Origin of the sequence: Nocardioides silvaticus, assembly GCF_003160695.1 — a bacterium.
In the GTDB taxonomy this organism is placed as follows: domain Bacteria; phylum Actinomycetota; class Actinomycetes; order Propionibacteriales; family Nocardioidaceae; genus Nocardioides; species Nocardioides silvaticus.
In genome coordinates, this window is sequence record NZ_QGDD01000013.1 from 1 (window position 1) to 18947 (window position 18947).

The following is an 18947-nucleotide window of genomic DNA, read 5'->3' on the forward strand; positions in this document are numbered from 1 at the left end:
CGCCTTGACCTGGGCGAGGGCAGCGGCGGCCTGTACCGCCTCGGAGCCGGTGAGCTGGTCCCATGGGACCTCGGCAAGTTCCCGGGCGTGGTCGAGGACGGCGGTCGCCGTCTCGAGCGCTCCGGGAGAAGTCATGCGCTCAGTCTATCGAACAAGTGTTCGAACAGCAAGGGTTGTACGCGATCTACTCGAGGGAATCTGGGGCCCGCCGGCCGGGAAACAAGGGCGCCCACCCGCCCTCCTCGCTCCGTCCAAAGCACTTTCGATCGCAACAACCCACAGCCGGAGGTCGCGGGCAGAGGCACGGCGTCTCGATACGACCTCGCGCCAGAGCGCTCGGCCTACTCGACGACCGATAGCGGCGGTCGCCACCACCCACAGCCGCAAGGCCGCAGTGATCGCACCGCGTCTCGATACGACCTCGCGCCAGAGCGCTCGGCCTACTCGACGACCGGACGGCGCTCGGTTCCTCCTCGACGACCAATGGCGGCCTGCTCGACGACCGAGGGGGTCAGCCCATCGTGTTGGGGTCGCGCCACCGCCGCTCGAAGGGCAGCCGCCAGGCGTAAGGGGCTACGAGCTGGTGGATCTGGTTCGGTCCCCAGCTGCCCTGCCGGTAGGGCCGGACGATCGGCGGGTTCTCGAGGAGCGGGGTCGAGATCTCCCAGAGCCGTTCGATGCCCTCGGCGGAGCTGAAGAGGGTCCGGTCGCCGCGGGCGGCGTCGTAGATCAGCCGCTCGTAGGCCTCAAGCACCGACCCCGCCCAGGTGGTGTCCTGCATCGCGAACTGCATCGACAGCTTGTCGAGCTTCATGCCGGGGCCGGGGCGCTTGCCGTAGAAGGACAGAGACATCTTCGCCCGGTCGGCGAGGTCGAAGGTGAGGTGGTCGGGGCCGTAGTCGCCGACGCCGGAGTTCTTCGGGAACATCGACCGCGGCGGCTCCTTGAACGCGATCGAGATGATCCGCGCCCCTTCGGCCATCCGCTTGCCGGTGCGCAGGTAGAACGGCACGCCCGCCCACCGCCAGTTGTCGATGAAGCACTTGAGGGCGATGAAGGTCTCGGTCTCCGACTCCGGCGCGACGCCCTCGATGTCGCGGTAGCCCTGGTACTGGCCACGGACGACGCACGCGGGGTCGATCGGGAGCATCGACCGGAAGACCTTGTTCTTCTCCTCGTTGATCGCGTCCGGCGAGAGCGACGTCGGCGGCTCGAGCGCGATGAAGGCGAGCACCTGGAACAGGTGCGTGACCACCATGTCCTTGTAGGCGCCGGTCGCCTCGTAGAAGCTGGCGCGCTGCTCCAGACCGAGCTCCTCGGGCACGTCGATCTGGATGTGGTCGATGTGGTTGCGGTGCCAGATCGGCTCGAACAGGCCGTTGCCGAAGCGGAACGCCAGGATGTTCTGGGCCGCCTCCTTCCCGAGGAAGTGGTCGATCCGGTAGATCTGCGACTCGTCGAACACCCTGTGCAGCTTGGAGTTGAGGTCGACCGCTGACGCGAGGTCGACGCCGAACGGCTTCTCCATCACGATCCGGCTGCCCTTGGCGAGGTCGGCCTCCTCGAGCATCGAGACCACCGCGAGGGCGGCCTTCGGAGGGACACTGAGGTAGTGGAGGCGCACGTTGTCGCCGTCCCAGTCCGTCTCGGCCTTCTCGACCGCGGCTCGGAGCCCGGCCGCGCCCTCGGCGCCCGGCGCCCAGTGCAGCCGCTCGGAGAACTCCGACCACGCCTTCATGTCGGCGTCGTCACCGTGCTCCGCGACCGCCTCGTGCGCGAGCTCCACGAACGACTCGGTGGTGTGCTCGTCGAGCGAGGTGCCCACGACCTGGATGTCCTGCAGCAGCCCGCTCTCGAAGAGGTGGAGCAGCCCCGGGAGGAGCTTGCGTCGCGACAGGTCTCCCGTCGCCCCGAACAGCACGACCGTCACGCGTTTCGTCGCCATGTCCTCCACTGTGCCTCCCGGAAGTTTCAGTGCTGTGTCTCCATCGAACCACGGCGGTGGCGGAGGCCGTCCAGCAGAAGGCCCAGCCCGGCCGCGAAGTCGCGGTCGCTGTCGTCCTCGTGGGACAGCACGAACCGCACCAGGGTGCGGGCGCCCAGCCGCGCGATCTCCGCGTCCGCGCCGCCGCGTTCGAGCGCGGAGCGCAGCGGCAGCTCCAGCGCACCGGCGTCACTCCGGTGCACCCGGGAGATGAGCGCGGCGCCGTCCCGGTGGCGGCGCATGGCGTCGCGCAGCTCCACGCACAGCAGCTGGAGCTCGGCGTCCCAGGCGGCGATCTCCGCGGGCCGGCGGCCCCGCCTGAGGATCTCCTCGGCGACCGCGGCGAGCAGCGCCGCCTTGTTGTCGAAGTGGTGGTAGAGCGCGCCCACCTGCACCCCGAGGTCGGCGGCGATCCGGCGCATCGAGAGGTCCTCCAGCCCGGTCTCGTCGAGCACGGCGATCGCGCGCTCGACGACGTCCGAACGGCGGTAGCGCACGTGACACCCCCTCGCGGACCCCTTATCGTTACCTGAACACCGTTCAACTTACCGTGCCGAGGAGCCCCATGAGCGCGCCGTTCGACCAGATCGCCACCCGCGTCCTCGAGGGAGGCGAGGCGACCGAGCAGGACGCGCTCGCAGTGCTCAGGGCCGACGACAGCGAGCTGATGGACCTCGTCGCCGCGGCGAGCCGGCTCCGCCGCGCGCACTTCGGCAACACGGTGAAGGTCAACTACCTCGTCAACCTGAAGTCGGGCCTCTGCCCCGAGAACTGCAACTACTGCAGCCAGGCGCTCGGGTCGCAGGCACCGATCCTCAAGTACTCGTGGCTGTCCAAGGACGAGACGCTCAAGCAGGCCGGCGCCGGCCTCGCCGGCGGCGCGACCCGCGTCTGCATGGTGTCGTCGGGCCGCGGGCCGTCGGACCGCGACATCGACAAGGTCACCGAGATGACCGAGGCGCTGAAGGCGGAGTACCCCGACGTCGAGGTGTGCGCCTGCCTCGGCCTGCTCAAGGACGGCCAGGCCGAGCGCCTCAAGACGGCCGGCGTGGACGCCTACAACCACAACATCAACACCGCCGAGTCCCACCACGACAACATCGTCCAGACCCACACCTACGAGGACCGGGTCGAGACCATCGGCAAGGCCAAGTCGGCCGGTCTCTCCCCCTGCTCCGGGCTGATCGCCGGGCTCGGCGAGACCGACGAGCAGCTCGTCGAGGCGCTCTTCGCGCTGAAGGCTCTCGACGCCGACTCGATCCCGGTGAACTTCCTGATGCCGTTCGACGGCACGCCGTACGAGAACACCTGGGAGCTCACCCCCGGGCGCTGCCTGCGCATCCTCGCGATGGCGCGCTTCGTCTGCCCCGACAAGGAGGTCCGGATCGCCGGCGGCCGCGAGATGCACCTCCGCTCGCTGCAGGCGATGGCGCTGCAGGTGGCCAACTCGATCTTCCTCGGCGACTACCTGACCTCCGAGGGCCAGGACGCCAAGTCCGACATCGAGATGATCCGCGACAACGGCTTCGTGATCCTCGGCGCCGAGGACGCGCTCGTCGGCTCTCCGGTGGTCGAGCCGGTCGAGACCCACGACCCGGCGATCCGGCACCGCGGCGCCGGCACCGAGGTCCCCGCGAACGCGTAACCGGACCGTGCGCAAGGCACAGGCGGTGGTCGAGGAGGCCGCCCGCGGCCGTCTCGAGACCCTCGCCTTCGACCGCGAGCACCTCTGGCACCCCTACACCTCCATGACCGAGCCGGCCCCGGTGCGGCTCGTGACGGGCGCCCGCGGTTGCGAGCTCGAGGTCGACGGCCGGTGGGTCGTCGACGGCATGTCGTCGTGGTGGGCCGCCATCCACGGCTACCGGCACCCGGTGCTCGACGCCGCGGTGCGCGACCAGGTGGAGCGCTTCAGCCACGTGATGTTCGGCGGCCTGACGCATGAGCCCGCAGTCACGCTCGGACGCCGGCTCGTCGACGTCACCCCCACCGGGCTGGAGCGCGTGTTCCTCGCCGACTCCGGCTCGGTGTCGGTCGAGGTCGCCGTCAAGATGGCGCTCCAGTACCAGCGTGGGATCGGTCGTCCGGAGCGCCGGAAGCTGCTGACCGTCAGGGGCGGTTACCACGGCGACACGTTCCACCCGATGAGCGTCACCGATCCGGACGGCGGGATGCACACGATGTGGAGCGGCCTCCTGCCCGAGCAGGTGTTCGCACAGGTCCCGCCCCGGGCGGGCGCCGGCACCGGCCACCTCGAGAGCTGGATGCTCGCACTCGAGCGTCAGGTCGTCCGTCGCCGCGACGAGCTGGCCGCGATCATCGTGGAACCGCTGCTCCAGGGAGCCGGGGGCATGAGGCACTACGACTCCGAGTGCCTCCGGGTCATGCGCGACCTCGCTGACGAGCACGGGCTCCTGCTGATCTTCGACGAGATCGCCACCGGGTTCGGGCGCACCGGCCACCTGTTCGTCAGCGAGCTGGTGACCCCCGACATCCTGTGCCTGGGCAAGGCGCTGACCGGTGGCTACCTCTCGCTCGCCGCCGTCCTGACGAAGGACGCGGTCGCGCGGGGCATCTCGGGGTCGGAGTCGGGCGTCGTCATGCACGGCCCGACGTTCATGGGGAACCCGATGGCCTGCGCGGTCGCCACGGCCTCGATCGACCTGCTCCTCGCGAGCGACTGGCCGTCGCGAGTGGCCTCGATCAACGAGCGGCTCGCCACCGGGCTCGAGCCGCTCCAGGAGCTCCCCGGCGTGAAGGACGTCCGCACCGTCGGAGCGGTCGGCGTGGTCCAGCTCGATCACCCCGTCGACGTCGTCGCCGCGACCGACGCCGCCGTGGCGGCCGGAGTGTGGCTGCGTCCCTTCCGGGACCTGATCTACACGATGCCGCCCTACGTCATCGCCGACGAGGAGCTCGACCGGCTCCTCCACGGCATCACCGAGGCGGTGAAGGCGGGATGACCTGGAGCGAGTGGCTGGCCGAGGAGGCCGCGGCCCGCGAGGAGGCCGGGCTGACCCGGCGCCTCAGTCCGCGGCCCGCCGTCGACCCGATCATCGACCTGGCGGGCAACGACTACCTCGGGCTCTCGCGCCACCCCGAGGTCCGGCAGGCCGCTGCCGACGCCGCGCTCACCTGGGGAGGCGGAGCCGGTGCCTCCCGCCTGGTCAGCGGCACGCTCGAGCTCCACGCGGAGCTCGAGGCCGAGCTGGCCGACTACCTCGGACAGCCGTCGGCCCTGGTGCTGTCGTCCGGCTACGCCGCCAACCTCGCGGTCGTCACCGCCCTGGCCGACCGCACCGCGCACGTGGTCTCCGACGCCCACATCCACGCCTCCCTCGTCGACGCGGCCCGGCTGTCGAGGGCGCGGCTCACCGTCACGCCGCACAGCGACGTCGAGGCGGTCCGGGAGGCGCTCGAGACATCGAGCGGCGACCGCACCCTGGTGCTCGCCGAGTCGGTCTACTCGGTCCTCGGCGACGCGGCGCCGCTGACGGAGCTAGCCGAGCTGTGCGCGTCGTACGACGCACTGCTCGTGGTCGACGAGGCGCACGGCCTGGGCGTGCACGGGCCGGGCCTGGTGACCGGCGCGGGGCTGGCCGGTCACCCGAACGTCGTCGTCACCGCGACCCTGTCGAAGTCGCTGGGCAGCCAGGGCGGCGCCGTGCTCGGACCGGCGAGGCTGCGCGAGCACCTGGTCAACCGCGCGCGACCGTTCATCTTCGACACCGCGCTGGCACCCGCGCCGACCGCGGCGGCGCTCGCCGCGCTCCGCGTGTTGCGCGCACGGCCCGGGCTCTCGGGCACGGTCCACGACCGGGTGCGCACCCTGGCCGACGCGCTCGGCGTGGTCGCGCCCGACGGCGCCGTGCTCTCGATCCCGATGCCGTCGCCGCAGGCCGCGGTCGCCGCACAGGCGGCCGCCCTGGCCGAGGGCGTGCGGGTGGGCTGCTTCCGGCCGCCGTCGGTGCCCGACGGCGTCTCCCGGCTGCGGGTCACCGCGAGCGCCGGCACCGCCGAGCCCGACTGGGACCGGGCGGTCGAGGTCCTGGTCGCGGTCACCAAGGAGCACCAGTGACCCGACGCATCGTCGTCGTCACGGGCACCAGCACCGGCGTCGGCAAGACCGTCGCGACCGCGGCGCTGGCGGCGACCGCCACCGGCGACGTGCTGGTGGTGAAGCCCGTGCAGACCGGGGTCGCCACCGACCCGGAGCGCGACGTCGCCGCGGTCGAGCGGCTCACCGGCCGTGCCGTCCTCGAGCTCACGGCCCTCGACGAACCGCTCGCGCCCGACACCGCCGCCCGCCGGCAGGGGGTCGAGATCCCGCGGGTCGCCGAGCACGCCGAGCGGATCCGCTCGCTCGTCCCGGACCACGAGACCGTCCTCGTCGAGGGTGCCGGCGGCCTGCTGGTCCGGCTCGACACGTCCGGCGGCACGCTCCTCGACCTGGCCGCGCAGCTGGCCGGCAGCGTTCCCCACGATGTTCGCGTCGAGGTGGTCGTGGTGTGCGCGGCCGGCCTGGGGACGCTCAACCACACCGAGCTCACCGTGGGTGCCCTCCGGGCCCGCGGGCTGGAGCCGGCCGGTCTGGTCGTGGGGTCGTGGCCCGAGCAGCCGGGGCTCGCCGAGGAGTGCAACCTCGAGGACCTGCCACGGGTCACCGGCCTCCCGGTGCTCGCCGTGCTGCCGGAAGGGGCAGGCGGCCTCGACCGCAAGGCCTTCCTGGCGGCCGCGCCCCGTTGGTTCGGAGCGCCGGCGGAGCCAGCGGGCGCTTAGGTCTTTGAACGGGCGGCCCGCGTCACGGCCTTCCGCCGCCCGAAACCGCCTCACTAGCGTTGCGGGCGGAGTTGGGGGACCGATTTCCAGCGGGACCTGGTGCGGTGCTCGCCCGGTGGGGTGGTGAGCACCGCAGCAGGCCTGCGGCGCTTGCCCGAGGGTCAGGCGTCCTCGCCGCGCAGGATCGCGAAGGCGCTCTCCCGGTCGGTGACCCGCAGCTTCTTCAACGCGGCGGAGACGTGCACCCGCACCGTCGAGCGGGACAGGAACAGCCGCCGCGCCACCTGGTCGGTGGTGAGCCCGGCGCCGAGCAGCTCCATCACCTGCCACTCGCGCGCGGTGAGCTTCGAGGCCGCCGGCGTGCTCTGCACGAACCGCGGCAGGGCCGGGGCCCGGAACTCCTCGGCGAGCCTGCGCACCAGCTGCCGCGGGATCGCGGCCTCTCCGTTGAGCACGCCGCGCAGCGCGAAGCCGAGCCGCGACGGGTCGGTCTCCTTGAGCAGGTAGCCCGCGGCGCCGGCGCGGAGCGAGTCGAAGAGGTCGTCGTCGTCCGCGGTCTGGGCGAACATCACCAGCGCCGAGGTCGGCAGCCGCCGGGCGAGCTCGCGCGCCGCGGAGATCCCGTGGCCGGGCAGGTCGACGTCGAGCAGCACGACGTCGGGGCGCTGCTCGACAGCGACGGCGACGACCTCTTCGGTCGTGCCGGCCTCACCGCAGACCTCGCACCCGTTGCCCTCGAGGGCAGCGACGACCCCGGCGCGGGCGGCGGGGTCGCCTTCCGCGACCACCACGCGGATCGGGTCGTCGGTCACGCACGCATGGTTCCACGAACCGCTGCTCCGCAGTCCGGTTTGGGTGCGACACGCGGTACCAGATCTGGCGTACCCCTCGGGCGACCCGCCCTCACCAGATCGGCGGCCGCCGCTCGCTCCAGGGCGCCGCGGCCTCGACCTGGGCCGCCAGCGAGAGCAGCAGCTCCTCCTCCGCGGGGCGCGCGGCGAGCATCACGCCGACCGGCAGTCCGTCGGTCGTCCAGTGGAGCGGCAGTGAGACGGCCGGCATGCCGGTGACGTTCCAGGCCGAGGTCCAGGGGGTGAACCGCTTCTGCGCCTCGAAGTCGGCGGCCGGGTCGGCGTCGTCGCGGATCGCGCCCACCGGGAGCGGCGGGCTGGCCAGGGTGGGCGTGAGGACGGCGTCGTACGGCGCCAGCCGGATCAGCGCCTCCGCCGCGAGCTGCCGGAGCCGGCCGATCGCAAGCCCGAACTCCGGGCCGCTCACCGCCTCGCCGCGCTCGCCGAGCCAGCGGGTGAGCGGTCGCAGCAGGTCCCTCCTCTCCGGCGGCAGCGGCGTGACCGACAGCGCGGTCAGCACCGACCAGCAGACCTCGAAGGTCGCCACCGCCTCGGGCGGAAGCGGCACCGGCACGTCCTCGACGCTGTGACCGAGGTCGGCGAGCAGGCGCGAGGTCTCGTCATAGGCCTGCCGGCTCTCGACGCTCACCTCGACGTCGGCGATCACCGGCTGCACGAACCGGGCGATGCGCAGCCGGCCGGGCTCGCGGCGGGTCGCGTCGAGGAAGGTGCCGCCCGGCTCCGGGGCCCAGAAGGGGTCGCTCGCACGACGCCCCGCGAGCACGTCGAGCAGCGCCGCGGCGTCCCCGACGCTGCGCGCGATCGAGCCGGAGGTGGCCAGGCCGATGGGGTCGCCGTACATCGGGAACCCGCTGATCCGCCCCCGGGTCGGCTTGAGCCCCACCAGGCCGCAGCACGACGCCGGGATCCGGATCGACCCGCCGCCGTCGGAGCCCTGGGCGACCGGCACCAGGCCGGCGGCCACCGCTGCGGCCGCACCCCCGGACGAGCCGCCGGCCATCCGGCTGGTGTCCCACGGCGTGACCGCGGGCGGGCGGCCCTCGGGCTCGGTGTAGCAGGGCGAGCCGAGCTCCGGCGTGCTCGTCTTGCCGAGGCTGACCAGCCCGGCCGCCTCCAGCGCCAGCGTGACGGCGTCGGAGACGTCGGGCACGTAGTCGGCGAACACCGGCGAGCCGAACGAGGTCGGCACCCCTGCGGTCAGGTTGAGGTCCTTGATCGCCGTCGGCACGCCCGCCAGCGGGGACGCGCCCTCTCCGACAGGACCGACCGCCGCCACCTCCCGGGCCCGGGCCCGGGCCAGGTCGGCGTCACGGAACGCGAACGCGCCGGCCACGAAGTCGGGGACCTCGCGGTCGGCGCGCTCGATGCGGTCGAGGTAGTGGTCGGTCAGCTCGACGGCGCTGATCTCGCCCGTGCGGAGGAGGGCGCCCTGCTCGAGCGCGGTGAGGTCGTGCAGGTCTGCCACCCGACCAACCTAGTGGGATCAGGCAGCCGCACCCGAGGCGTCGTACGACGCCAGGTCGGTCACCGCGGCGACGAACCGGTCCACGGTGTCGGCCTCGGCCAGCGGGTCGCTGCCGAACGCGTAGGCGTGCGAGAGCGCGATCCGCTCGACGACCGCGGCACCCGCCACGCGGGCGGACTTGCGGGTGTCCTCGTGGGCCCACTGGCCGCCGTACTGACCACCGGCGGTGCCGACGACGGCGAGCGGCTTGCCGCGCAGGGCGTTCTCGCCGTACGGGCGCGAGACCCAGTCGATGGCGTTGTTGAGGACAGCGGGCATGGTGCCGTTGTACTCGGGGGTGACGACGAGGATCCGGTCGGCAGCGGTGACCTGCTCGCGGAGCCGGACGGCAGCGGCGGGGGCCTGCCCCCCGTCGATGTCCTCGTTGTAGAACGGCAGCTCGCCGAGGCCCTCGGCGATCTCGACGGTCACGCCGCCAGGGGCGTTCGTGCGGATCGCCTCGGCGATCCGGCGGTTGTGCGAGTCGGCGCGGAGGCTGCCGACGAGGACCAGGACGCGGGTGGTGTGAGTCATGTCGATCGAAACGGACCATAGTCCGTTTTCATTCCCGGGTGTCGGGAAAAAGTTCCGGCGTCGGATGGGCACCGCCTCCTAGAGTGACCACGCCATGCCGAAGCCACTCCCCCTGCTCACGTCGCCGCCGCCCGAGCGGCGCGACGCGGCGCGCAACCGGGAGGCGCTGATGGAGGCTGCCGAAGCCCTCATCAAGCAGCACGGGGTGCGGGGCGTCACCATGGACGCGCTCGCGGCGGCGGCCGGGGTGGGCAAGGGCACCGTGTTCCGCCGGTTCGGGAGCCGGGAGGGACTGATGGCCGCGGTCCTCGACCACTCCGAGACCGAGTGGCAGGCCGCCGTCATGGGCGGGCCGGCCCCGCTCGGGCCGGGCGCCCCGCCGATGGAGCGGCTGCTCGCCTTCGGCGAGTCCCGGATGCTGCTCAACTTCAAGCACGCGGAGCTGATCGAGGCTGCGGGCTACCCGGGTCAGCGCAGCCTGCAGGCGCTGTCGTTCACGACGATGCACGTGCGCTACCTGCTCGGCGAGCTCGGGGTCGAGGGCGATCTCGCCTACCTCGCGACCGCGCTCGTCGCACCGCTCGAGCTGATCGTGCTGCGCCAGCAGGCCGACCGTGACCAGATCTCGACGACGCGCATCGTCGCCGGCTGGACCGACCTGGTCCATCGGGTCGTCAGGCCGGACTGACCGGCCCGGGCGCACCCCTCATTCGACCCTCGACCGACCCTCAATCGACCCTCATTCGACGTGGTGCCTCAGCAGCCCGTAGGTGAGCCCGTCGACCAGCGCCTCCCACGACGCCTCGATCACGTTGGCGCCGACACCCACCGTGACCCACGACGACTCTCCGTCGGAGGTCTCGATGAGCACCCGGGTGATCGCGTCCGTGCCGTGGCCCTGGTCGAGGATGCGGACCTTGAAATCGATGAGCTCGAACTTCGCGATCTCCGGGTAGGCCTGCACGATCGCGGTGCGCAGCGCCTGGTCGAGCGCGTTGACCGGCCCGTTGCCCTCGCCGGTCACGACGTAGCGGACCCCCGCCGCGGTGAGCTTGACGGTCGCCTCGGAGACCGCCTCCTCCCCCGGCTGTGCGTGGGTGAGGGTCTCGGTGATCACCCGCCACGACTCGACGTCGAAGTATGACGGGCGGTTGCCCTCCGCCTCTTCCATCAGCAGCAGCTCGAAGGATGCGTCGGCCGCCTCGAACGTGTAGCCCTGCGACTCCAGCTCCTTGACCCGGCTGGTGACGCGGGTGACGACCTCGGGGTGCTCGGAGAGGTCGAAGCCGAGCTCCTTGCCCTTGAGCTCGATCGATGCCCGACCGGCCATCTCCGAGACGAGCAGCCGCATGTCGTTGCCGACTCCTGCGGGGTCCATGTGCTGGTAGAGGTCGGGGTCGACCTTGATCGCGCTGGCGTGCAGGCCCGCCTTGTGCGCGAAGGCCGAGACCCCGACGTACGGCTGGCGCGACGCGGGCGGCACGTTGGTGACCTCGGCGATCGCGTGGGCGATCCGGGTCGCCTCCGACAGCAACCCGGGCGGGAGCACCTGCCGGTCCAGCTTGAGCTCGAGGTTGGCGACCACGTTGACGAGGTCGGCGTTGCCGGTGCGTTCGCCGTAGCCGTTGATGCAGCCCTGCACGTGGGTGGCGCCGGCGTCGACGGCGGCCAGGGTGTTGGCGACCGCGCAGCCGGTGTCGTTGTGGCAGTGGATGCCGACCCGCACGCCGGTCGTCTGCACCACGTCGTGGACGACGTCCGCGACCCAGCCCGGGAGCATGCCGCCGTTGGTGTCGCAGAGCGCGATGACGTCGGCGCCGGCGTCGTACGCCGTCCGCAGCACCTCGAGCGCGTAGGACCGGTCGAGACGGTAGCCGTCGAAGAAGTGCTCGGCGTCGAGGAACACCTGCTGCCCCTCCGCCCGGAGGTGGCTGACGGTGTCGCGCACCATCGCGAGGTTCTCCTCGAGCGTGGTGCGCAGCGCCTTCTCGACGTGACCCGCGTGCGACTTCGCGACCAGCGTCACGACGCCCGCGCCGCTGTCGCGCAGCGCCGCGATCAGCGGGTCGTCGGCAGCCTTCATCCCGGCACGACGGGTCGCGCCGAAGGCCGCCAGCCTCGCGTGCCGGAGGTCGAGCTCCTGGGCGGCGCGGCGGAAGAACTCGGTGTCCTTCGGGTTCGCGCCCGGCCAGCCGCCCTCGATGTAGCCGACGCCCAGCCCGTCGAGCTGGCGGGCGATGGCCAGCTTGTCCGCCACCGTCGGGTTGAGACCCTCTTGCTGCATGCCGTCGCGCAGGGTGGTGTCGTAGACGTGGAACGTCCCGTGCAGGTCGAGCGTCTCGGCTGGCTGGTTCATCGGTGTCTCTCGGTTCGGGGCTGCGGATGCGTCCGGGCAAAAGAAAAACCTCTCGGGAACGAGAGGTTGGCGCGTCGAGGGTCTCGACGCGCTAGCTAATGATGATCGTGGTGCGGTGCACGTGCTCAGTGTGCCACGAGGTCCGGCAGTGAGTCTCGCGGTCTCGCTACGCGGGTCGTCAGAAGGGCGGGCCCGAGCCCGGGGTCCAGCTGACGCCCTGGCTCGCGACGACCAGGCCGAGGACGCCAGCGAGGAGCACGAGCCCGGCGCAGAGCGGCAACCAGCGCCGCCAGGTGCGGGTGAGCGGGTAGAGAGCACGGGACAGCGGCGAGCGGAACCGGCTGGCGCCGGGACCCGACCACAGCGCGATGCCGAGCGTGGTGCCGCCCGCGAACAGGGTGGTCGCGCCGTCGACGGCCGCGGCGTAGCAGAGCAGCCCGGCCGCGAGCGCGAGGCCGAGGCTCCAGAGCGTGAGCACGAGGGTGCCGGTCAGGGCGCGGACCGAGTGCCACGGCGTGGTGAGGAGGACCTGCGGCGCGTCGTACCACTTCGTGCCGCGGGTGGTACGACGGTCCGCGCCGGCCGATGCTGCGAGCGAGCCGGTGCGGAGCACCCACACGCCGAGGACGACCGCGGTGAGCGCCAGCCACGGGGCGAGCGCCGTCGCCGCACCGAGCACGAGTGCTGCGCAGGTGACCGCAGCGCCCCGGCGGAACCGCTCCGCGAACGGCACCTTCGGCTGCACCAGCGCGCGGGCGTCCCACTCCTGCTCCCACTGGGCCACGGCCTGCGCGTGCTGCGGCCACGGTGCTGCAGACACCGGCGCGGGTCCGATCGTCGGCGGAGCGGGCGGTGGCGGGCCAGGCGGCGGGGTCAGCACCCGGGTCGCCGGACGGGGCTCGACCTGGGTCTCGGCGGTCCGCGGTGCCTGCGCGACGGGCAACGTGAAGTCGTCGGGTGCGTTCTCGACCGGGGGCGGCACCGCCGGCGCGGACGGCTGCGTGCTCAACGGCCGTAGCCACGCGAGCAGCTCGATGAGCGAGGGCCGCGCGAGGGGATCGGGGTCGAGCGCCGCGTCGAGGACGTCGCCGAGCGGGCCCTCGATGCCGCGCAGGTCGTGCTCGCCGCGCCGGGCGCGGTCCATGATCGCCATCGACGGGCCGCGGCCGAACGGCGGGTGGCCGGTGGCGCCGTAGGCGACGGTCGCCGCCCATGCGTAGACGTCCGCGGCGGCGGTCGCGTCGTCGCCGTACAGGATCTCGGGAGCGAGGTAGCCCGGCGTCCCGAGCAGCCAGCCGGTCTGGGTGAGCCGCGGGTCGTCGGCGACCCGGGCGAGGCCGAAGTCGATGAGGATCGGCGTCCGGCCCTCCATCAGCACGTTGGAGGGCTTGATGTCGCGGTGCAGGACGCCGGCGTGGTGGACCGCCGCGATGCCCTCGGCGAGGCAGCCGGCCAGCCAGAGCAGGTCGCGGTCGGCGACGGGCCCTTCCTCGACGACGTGGTCGTGCAGCGAGAGGCCGGGCACGTAGCGGGTCACGACGTAGGGCACGTCGGCCCACGGGTCGGCGTCGAGGAACTCCGCGATCCACGGGCTGCGGACCAGAGTGAGCGTGGTGACCTCGCGCGCCAGCCGCGCGCGGGCCTCCTCGTCGCCGACGATGTGCGGTCGCAGCACCTTCAGCGCGACCCGGCGCCCGTCGGTGTGCCGGGCGAGGTGGACGATCCCCATCCCGCCTTCCCCGAGGCGCGCCAGCAGCGTGTAGTCGCCCACGCGCGTGGGCGACTCGCTCTGCGGCTGGGTCGTCACGAAACGAGGCTACCCAGCGGACCGCCGTACGACGCCCAAGCGGGGCCGGATTCCGTTCCGTGCCCAGCGAATGGGTACCGTCGGTGGAGAAGGACGGCCGACTCGGGAGGTACGGCACGGATGACGGTTGCACGTACGGACGCCGCAGAGGCGGCCTACCGCGCGTTCGCCGGTGACCTGGCCAAACGGGCCCGGAAGCTGCCCCGCGAGGTGGTCAGCGAGCGCGTCGAGACCGCGTTCCGCGAGCTCTGCGTGTCGGTCCGACCCACCGTGAGCCTCGAGGTCGGCGCCCACGAGGCCGGCTTCAGCCGCTGGCTCAAGGCTGAGGTCCCCGACGCCCGCTGCGTCGCCTTCGAGGCCAACCCCTACGTCCACCGGAAGTTCGCCGCGGACCTTGCCGCCGCGGACGTGGAGTACCACCACCTCGCGGTGTCCGACGTCGCCGGCTCCGTCGACCTGCGCATCCCCCGCCGGCTGCACAACACGAAGCGGGACCGTTGGTTCCGCAAGCAGCGCACCAGCCGGATGGCGAGCCTCGCCGACCACCGCTGGGCGGTGCGCACCGAGAGCGTCGCCGTGCCGTCGGTGCCGCTCGACGACTTGATCCGGGTGCAGGACCACGACGCCGTCGTGGCCTGGATCGACGTCGAGGGCTCGTCCCGCCAGGTGCTGTCCTCCGGTCGCGAAGTGCTCTCGCGCGCCGAGCTCGTCTACATCGAGGTCGAGAAGGAGCAGGTCTGGGACGGCCAGTGGCTCGACACCGACGTCGCCGCCTTCTTCGCCGACTGCGGCCTCGTCCCCGTGCTGCGCGACATCCAGCGACGTCACCAGTACAACGTCGTCTTCGCCGCCGCCGACCTGGCGAACGATCCGCTCGTCACCCGGTTGCGCGACGACGTCTACCGGCCCTAGACGACGCGCTTCATCCAGCCGAAGGTGTCGTCGGCGCGCCCGAACTGCACGTCGACGAGCGCCTCGCGGATCCGCATGGTGAGGTCGGTGCTGGCAGGCGCGGGGACGTCGCCGTCCTTGGTCCTGAGCGCTCCGACCGGCGTGACCACGGCAGCGGTGCCGCACGCGAAGACCTCGGTGATCCGCCCGCTGGCGACGCCGTCGCGCCACTCGTCGATCGCGAACTTCCGCTCGGTCACGTGGTGGCCCATCTTGCCGGCGAGCTCGATGATCGAGGAGCGGGTGATGCCCTCGAGGATGGTGCCGGTCTCGGGCGTCACGATCGAGCCGTCGTCGAAGACGAAGTACATGTTCATGCCGCCGAGCTCCTCGACGTACTTGCCCTCCTGGCCGTCGAGGAAGACGACCTGGTCGCAGCCGTGGGCGTAGGCCTCGCGTTGGGCGACGAGAGAGCTGGCGTAGTTGCCGCCCGTCTTGGCCGCACCCATGCCGCCGCGGCCGGCGCGGGTGTACTCCTCGGTCAGCCACAGGCTGACCGGCTTCGCGCCGCCCTTGAAGTAGGCCCCGGCCGGGCTCGCGATGACCATGAAGGTCACGTGCTCGGCAGGACGGACGCCCAGGAACTTCTCCGAGGCGAACATGAACGGGCGCAGGTAGAGGCTCTTCTCGCCGGCACCGCTGTTGCTCGGCACGAACCGCTGGTCGACCTCGACCAGCGCCGCCACGGCCTGCACGAAGTCGTCGGCGGGCAGCTCGGGCAGTGCCAGCCGATCGCAGGAGCGCACCATCCGCTCGGCGTTGGCCTCGGGACGGAACATCCACACCGAGCCGTCGTCGTGGCGGTAGGCCTTCATGCCCTCGAAGATCTCCTGCGCGTAGTGCAGGACCGCTGCGGCGGGGTCGAGGGTGAGCGGGCCGTACGGCGTGATGCGGGCGTCGTGCCAGCCGTCGGTGGGGGTCCACTCCACCGTGAACATGTGGTCGGTGAAGTGGGTGCCGAAACCGGGGTTCTCGAGGATCTCGGCCAACCGCGCGTCATCGGTCGGGGACGACGTGAGCGTGGTGGTGATCTGCATGCCGGACAATTTAGTCGCACTTCCTAGCATTTCTACGGGGCAGGGGTCATGACTTGTCAGGCACTCCCCTTGGTTGTCAGCCATTGCAGAGGCGGACAACCCGCGGAATACCCGGCCGACCGGGTATTCCCCGGTCGACTCAGCCCGCTACTCGCGCCGCGATCGCGTCGCCCACCTGGGGCGTCGACCGCTTCTCGCCCGCGGTGCGGGCGGCGAGGTCGTCGATGACGGCGGCCTCGATCCGGGCGGCCGCCTCGGGGTGACCGAGGTGGTCGAGCAGGAGGGCGCCGCTGAGGATCGCGGCGGTGGGGTCGGCGACCTGCCGGCCGGCGATGTCGGGCGCGGAGCCGTGGACGGGCTCGAACATGGACGGCGCGGTGCGGTCCGGGTTCACGTTGCCGGACGCGGCGAGGCCGATGCCGCCGGTGATCGCGGCGGCGAGGTCGGTGACGATGTCGCCGAACAGGTTGTCGGTGACGATCACGTCGAACCGCTGCGGGTCGGTCGCGAGGAAGATCATCACCGCGTCGATGTGGCAGTAGTCGGTCGTGACGTCGGGGTGCTCCGCAGCCACCTGCTCGAACAGCCGCCACCACAGCGACCCCGCGTTGACGAGCACGTTGGTCTTGTGGACCAGGGTGAGCTTCTTGCGGGGCCGGCGCTGGGCACGGGCGAACGCGTCGCGGATGACCCGCTCGACGCCGTACGCCGTGTTGACCGACACCTCGGTCGCGACCTCGGCCGGGGTTCCCGTCCGCAGTGCGCCTCCGTTGCCGGTGTAGGGACCCTCGGTGCCCTCGCGCACCACCACGAAGTCGACCTCGCCCTTGCCGAGGACGTCGGCGGAGAGCGGCGAGACCGCGCCCGGGTAGATCCGGGACGGGCGCAGGTTGACGTAGTGGTCGAGCTCGAAGCGCAGCCGCAGCAGCAGCCCGCGCTCGAGGATGCCCGGGGGCAGGTTGGGGTCGTTGGGCTTGCCGCCCACCGCTCCGAGAAGGATCGCGTCGTGCTCCCGGATCTCGGCGAGCACGGAGTCGGGCAGCACCTCTTGGGTGGCGAGGTACCGCTCGGCGCCCAGGTCGTAGCGGGTCTGTTCGAACTTCACCCCGGCAGGGGCGGCGACCTCGAGCACCTTGAGTGCCTCGGCCGTCACCTCGGGGCCGATGCCGTCGCCGGGGACGACGGCCAGCGCGACGCTCCCTTCTGCGGGCGTGGTCGCGGGCACGGCGGACTCGGTGTCGGGGGTGGAGGTCATGGGCGAAGACGTTAGTTGTCGTCGGGACGGAGGTCGTCCTCGTCTCGCAGGGCAGTCCCGGCGGGACGGTCCAGCGTCGCCTGGAGCGCGCCGGCGTAGTTGCGGTGCAGCGGGTGATCGGGGTCGTGCTTCGCCGGGCCCCAGTCGGGATACATGTCGTACATCGTGCTCGCCTCTCGGGAAAGCGCACCGGCTCTCGCCGGGCACAGGGCTTCTGTCAGTTTGATCGAGAAGCCCATGCAGGCGGGGGATGCACGCCGCAGTACACCGCGGCGAGGTGGCCTCTCTCAGGCCTCGCCGCGGCGCACGATGAGTACGAAGAACTGCCGCATGGTGGTCCGAGCGTACGACGCCACGGCCCTCCTGTCTCGCGGATATCGCTCGCTGTTCGGATGCCGAGACACCCGTCTTGGGATGAAAGACTCTTTGCATGAGCGCGAACCCCGACCTGCCCCACGTGGTCAACCGCGCTTTCGACGTGTCGCGTCGCGCGGGGTACGTCTCGTTCTGCCGCAACGAGACCGGCCGGCTGCTGGCTGCGCTGGCTGCGACCCGCAACGGGATCATGGCCGAGTTCGGCACCGGCTGCGGCGTCGGCACCGCGTGGCTCCGCTCCGGCGTCCGCGGCACCCAGGCCCGCATCCTCACCGCCGAGCTCGATCCCGCGCTGGCCCGGGCGGCCGCCGAGATCTTCATCGACGACCCGCTCGTCGACGTGCTCACCGCGGACTGGTCGACCCTCCGCGACAAGGGCCCCTACTCGCTGCTCTTCCTCGACTCCGAGCAGCCCAGCGAGGTGGGCGTCGACGCCATCGCCGACCTGGTCGAGCCGGGCGGCATCGTGGTGCTCGACAGCTTCTGGCCCTGCGAGCAGTGGCCCCCCGTCGTCGACGGCCGGGTCGACATCCTGCGCGAGCAGTGGCTCACCGACGAGCGGTTCACCGCCGTCGAGGTGATGGTCGCCAGCGACTCCTCGGTCGTGCTGGCCACCCGCCGCTAGCTCCGGTCGTCGAGTAGCCCGAGCGCGCAGCGCGAGGGCGTATCGAGACGCCGTGCGCCGTCAGTGGACCTCGCCGGGCGCGGCCTTCCGGACGATGATCCGGCTCCACGCACCGAGGTAGACCCGGTCGTCGGGGCCGAGCTCCTTCTTCTCCCCCGGGGTCAGCGGCGTCGTGGGCAGCGGGCCGAGCGGACCGCCGACGTAGGTGCCGTTGGACGAGCCGAGGTCCTCGACCCACCAGCGGGTGCCGTCGGTCGTGAGCTGGCAGTGCCGCCGGCTGATGCCGTTGTCGGTGGCCAGGTCGATGTCGGGGTGGATGTTGCGGCTGCGCGACTGGCGGCCGACGAGGACCGACGTCGTCCGCAGGGGTACGACGACCGGCACGCCCGCGGACGGGAGCGGGTCGCTCGAGTCCTGGTCGGCGTACCAGTCCGGATCGATCCAGACCTCGGCCACCCACGAGCTGCTCAGCGGCGGTGCGATCGACGGCTGCGCATCGGCGGTCGGCGGGTCGAGGTCGGGCGGGCCCGCGGCCGCCGGCGCGTCGCCCGCGGCTGCGCCAGGGTCCGGCCCCGCCGGCGCGCCGAGGTCCAGCGAGGAGGGCGCGCGGGGCGGCTGCCCCGTGGTGAAGTCGTAGCCGCACGCCTCGCAGAACAGGGCGTTGTCCGGGTTGACCGCCGAGCAGTTGGGGCAGGTCGTGCCGGCCGGGCCGGGGGCCGGCGGGTCGGCCGGCTGGTCGGGGGCCGAGGGCGGCGGCGACGGCGTGCCGCTCGACGGCGTCGCCGGCCCGGCGTCGGTGATGGGCAGGCCGCAGACGTCGCAGTAGTCGTCGGCGGTCGAGTCGTGGCCCGAGGGACAGGTAGGCAAG

The 18947-nt window shown here is 72.2% G+C and carries 18 protein-coding genes; 7 read left to right on the forward strand and 11 right to left on the reverse strand.

The features are described 5' to 3' along the window. Positions 1-511: 511 nt before the first annotated feature. Positions 512-1945 carry a glucose-6-phosphate dehydrogenase gene (gene zwf / locus DJ010_RS20835; protein WP_109697442.1) on the reverse strand — a complete coding sequence of 478 codons (1434 nt, stop codon included), beginning with the start codon at positions 1943-1945 and terminating at the stop codon, positions 512-514. A gap of 26 nt (positions 1946-1971) precedes the next feature. After that, entirely contained in the window at positions 1972-2481 is a 510-nt protein-coding gene (locus tag DJ010_RS20840; protein ID WP_109697384.1) for a TetR family transcriptional regulator, read from the reverse strand. Positions 2482-2549: 68 nt separating this feature from the next. On the opposite strand from DJ010_RS20840, the gene bioB reads away from it, so the two are divergent. Genes bioB through bioD form a run of 4 tightly spaced genes read left to right on the forward strand, consistent with a single transcriptional unit; the run spans position 2550 to position 6763 of the window. After that, positions 2550-3629 (forward strand): biotin synthase BioB, encoded by a 1080-nt coding sequence (gene bioB, locus DJ010_RS20845; RefSeq protein WP_109697385.1) that lies wholly within the window; start codon positions 2550-2552, stop codon positions 3627-3629. Between the two features lie 7 nt (positions 3630-3636). Further along, positions 3637-4947 carry an adenosylmethionine--8-amino-7-oxononanoate transaminase gene (locus tag DJ010_RS20850; protein ID WP_109697386.1) on the forward strand — a complete coding sequence of 437 codons (1311 nt, stop codon included), beginning with the start codon at positions 3637-3639 and terminating at the stop codon, positions 4945-4947. Continuing rightward, complete coding sequence (locus DJ010_RS20855; RefSeq protein ID WP_109697387.1) at positions 4944-6062, forward strand: 8-amino-7-oxononanoate synthase; 1119 nt, start codon at positions 4944-4946, stop codon at positions 6060-6062. The genes DJ010_RS20850 and DJ010_RS20855 overlap by 4 nt, the downstream gene beginning before the upstream one ends. Continuing rightward, positions 6059-6763 (forward strand): dethiobiotin synthase, encoded by a 705-nt coding sequence (bioD, locus tag DJ010_RS20860; RefSeq protein ID WP_109697388.1) that lies wholly within the window; start codon positions 6059-6061, stop codon positions 6761-6763. The genes DJ010_RS20855 and bioD overlap by 4 nt, the downstream gene beginning before the upstream one ends. A gap of 161 nt (positions 6764-6924) precedes the next feature. On the opposite strand, the gene DJ010_RS20865 is transcribed toward bioD, so the two are convergent. The 3 genes from DJ010_RS20865 to DJ010_RS20875 form a co-directional block, all read right to left on the reverse strand. After that, a complete protein-coding gene (locus DJ010_RS20865; protein ID WP_109697389.1) occupies positions 6925-7575 on the reverse strand; it encodes a response regulator in 651 nt (216 codons plus the stop codon). Between the two features lie 91 nt (positions 7576-7666). Continuing rightward, a complete protein-coding gene (locus DJ010_RS20870) occupies positions 7667-9100 on the reverse strand; it encodes an amidase (protein ID WP_109697390.1) in 1434 nt (477 codons plus the stop codon). 18 nt (positions 9101-9118) lie between these two features. Beyond that, the gene (locus DJ010_RS20875; RefSeq protein ID WP_109697391.1) at positions 9119-9673 is read right to left on the reverse strand and encodes an NAD(P)H-dependent oxidoreductase; all 555 of its coding nucleotides are present in this window, start codon (positions 9671-9673) and stop codon (positions 9119-9121) included. 94 nt (positions 9674-9767) lie between these two features. Here DJ010_RS20875 and DJ010_RS20880 point away from each other — a divergent pair, with 94 nt between their 5' ends. After that, positions 9768-10361 (forward strand): TetR/AcrR family transcriptional regulator, encoded by a 594-nt coding sequence (locus DJ010_RS20880; RefSeq protein WP_109697392.1) that lies wholly within the window; start codon positions 9768-9770, stop codon positions 10359-10361. A gap of 51 nt (positions 10362-10412) precedes the next feature. Here DJ010_RS20880 and cimA read toward each other — a convergent pair whose 3' ends face one another. Both cimA and DJ010_RS20890 read right to left on the reverse strand, forming a co-directional pair. Beyond that, positions 10413-12029 carry a citramalate synthase gene (gene cimA, locus DJ010_RS20885; RefSeq protein WP_109697393.1) on the reverse strand — a complete coding sequence of 539 codons (1617 nt, stop codon included), beginning with the start codon at positions 12027-12029 and terminating at the stop codon, positions 10413-10415. A gap of 178 nt (positions 12030-12207) precedes the next feature. After that, positions 12208-13836, reverse strand: a complete 1629-nt coding sequence (locus tag DJ010_RS20890) for a serine/threonine-protein kinase (RefSeq protein WP_146207423.1) — start codon at positions 13834-13836, stop codon at positions 12208-12210. Between the two features lie 120 nt (positions 13837-13956). On the opposite strand from DJ010_RS20890, the gene DJ010_RS20895 reads away from it, so the two are divergent. Continuing rightward, positions 13957-14748: an FkbM family methyltransferase gene (locus tag DJ010_RS20895; RefSeq protein WP_109697395.1), complete on the forward strand. Its 792-nt coding sequence runs from the start codon at positions 13957-13959 to the stop codon at positions 14746-14748. Here DJ010_RS20895 and DJ010_RS20900 read toward each other — a convergent pair. The 3 genes from DJ010_RS20900 to DJ010_RS22190 all read right to left on the reverse strand — a co-directional run bounded on the left by DJ010_RS20900 (position 14745) and on the right by DJ010_RS22190 (position 17234). Continuing rightward, positions 14745-15824: a branched-chain amino acid aminotransferase gene (locus DJ010_RS20900; RefSeq protein ID WP_109697396.1), complete on the reverse strand. Its 1080-nt coding sequence runs from the start codon at positions 15822-15824 to the stop codon at positions 14745-14747. The genes DJ010_RS20895 and DJ010_RS20900 overlap by 4 nt on opposite strands. Before the next feature lie 139 nt (positions 15825-15963). Further along, positions 15964-17079, reverse strand: a complete 1116-nt coding sequence (locus DJ010_RS20905) for a 3-isopropylmalate dehydrogenase (RefSeq protein ID WP_109697397.1) — start codon at positions 17077-17079, stop codon at positions 15964-15966. 11 nt (positions 17080-17090) lie between these two features. Further along, entirely contained in the window at positions 17091-17234 is a 144-nt protein-coding gene (locus tag DJ010_RS22190) for a hypothetical protein (RefSeq protein WP_158283086.1), read from the reverse strand. Positions 17235-17509: 275 nt separating this feature from the next. Here DJ010_RS22190 and DJ010_RS20910 point away from each other — a divergent pair, with 275 nt between their 5' ends. After that, positions 17510-18079 (forward strand): O-methyltransferase, encoded by a 570-nt coding sequence (locus tag DJ010_RS20910; protein ID WP_109697398.1) that lies wholly within the window; start codon positions 17510-17512, stop codon positions 18077-18079. Between the two features lie 60 nt (positions 18080-18139). Here the strand turns inward: DJ010_RS20910 and DJ010_RS20915 are convergent, their stop codons facing one another. After that, positions 18140-18946 (reverse strand): FHA domain-containing protein, encoded by an 807-nt coding sequence (locus tag DJ010_RS20915; protein ID WP_245927768.1) that lies wholly within the window; start codon positions 18944-18946, stop codon positions 18140-18142. Position 18947 lies beyond the last annotated feature (1 nt).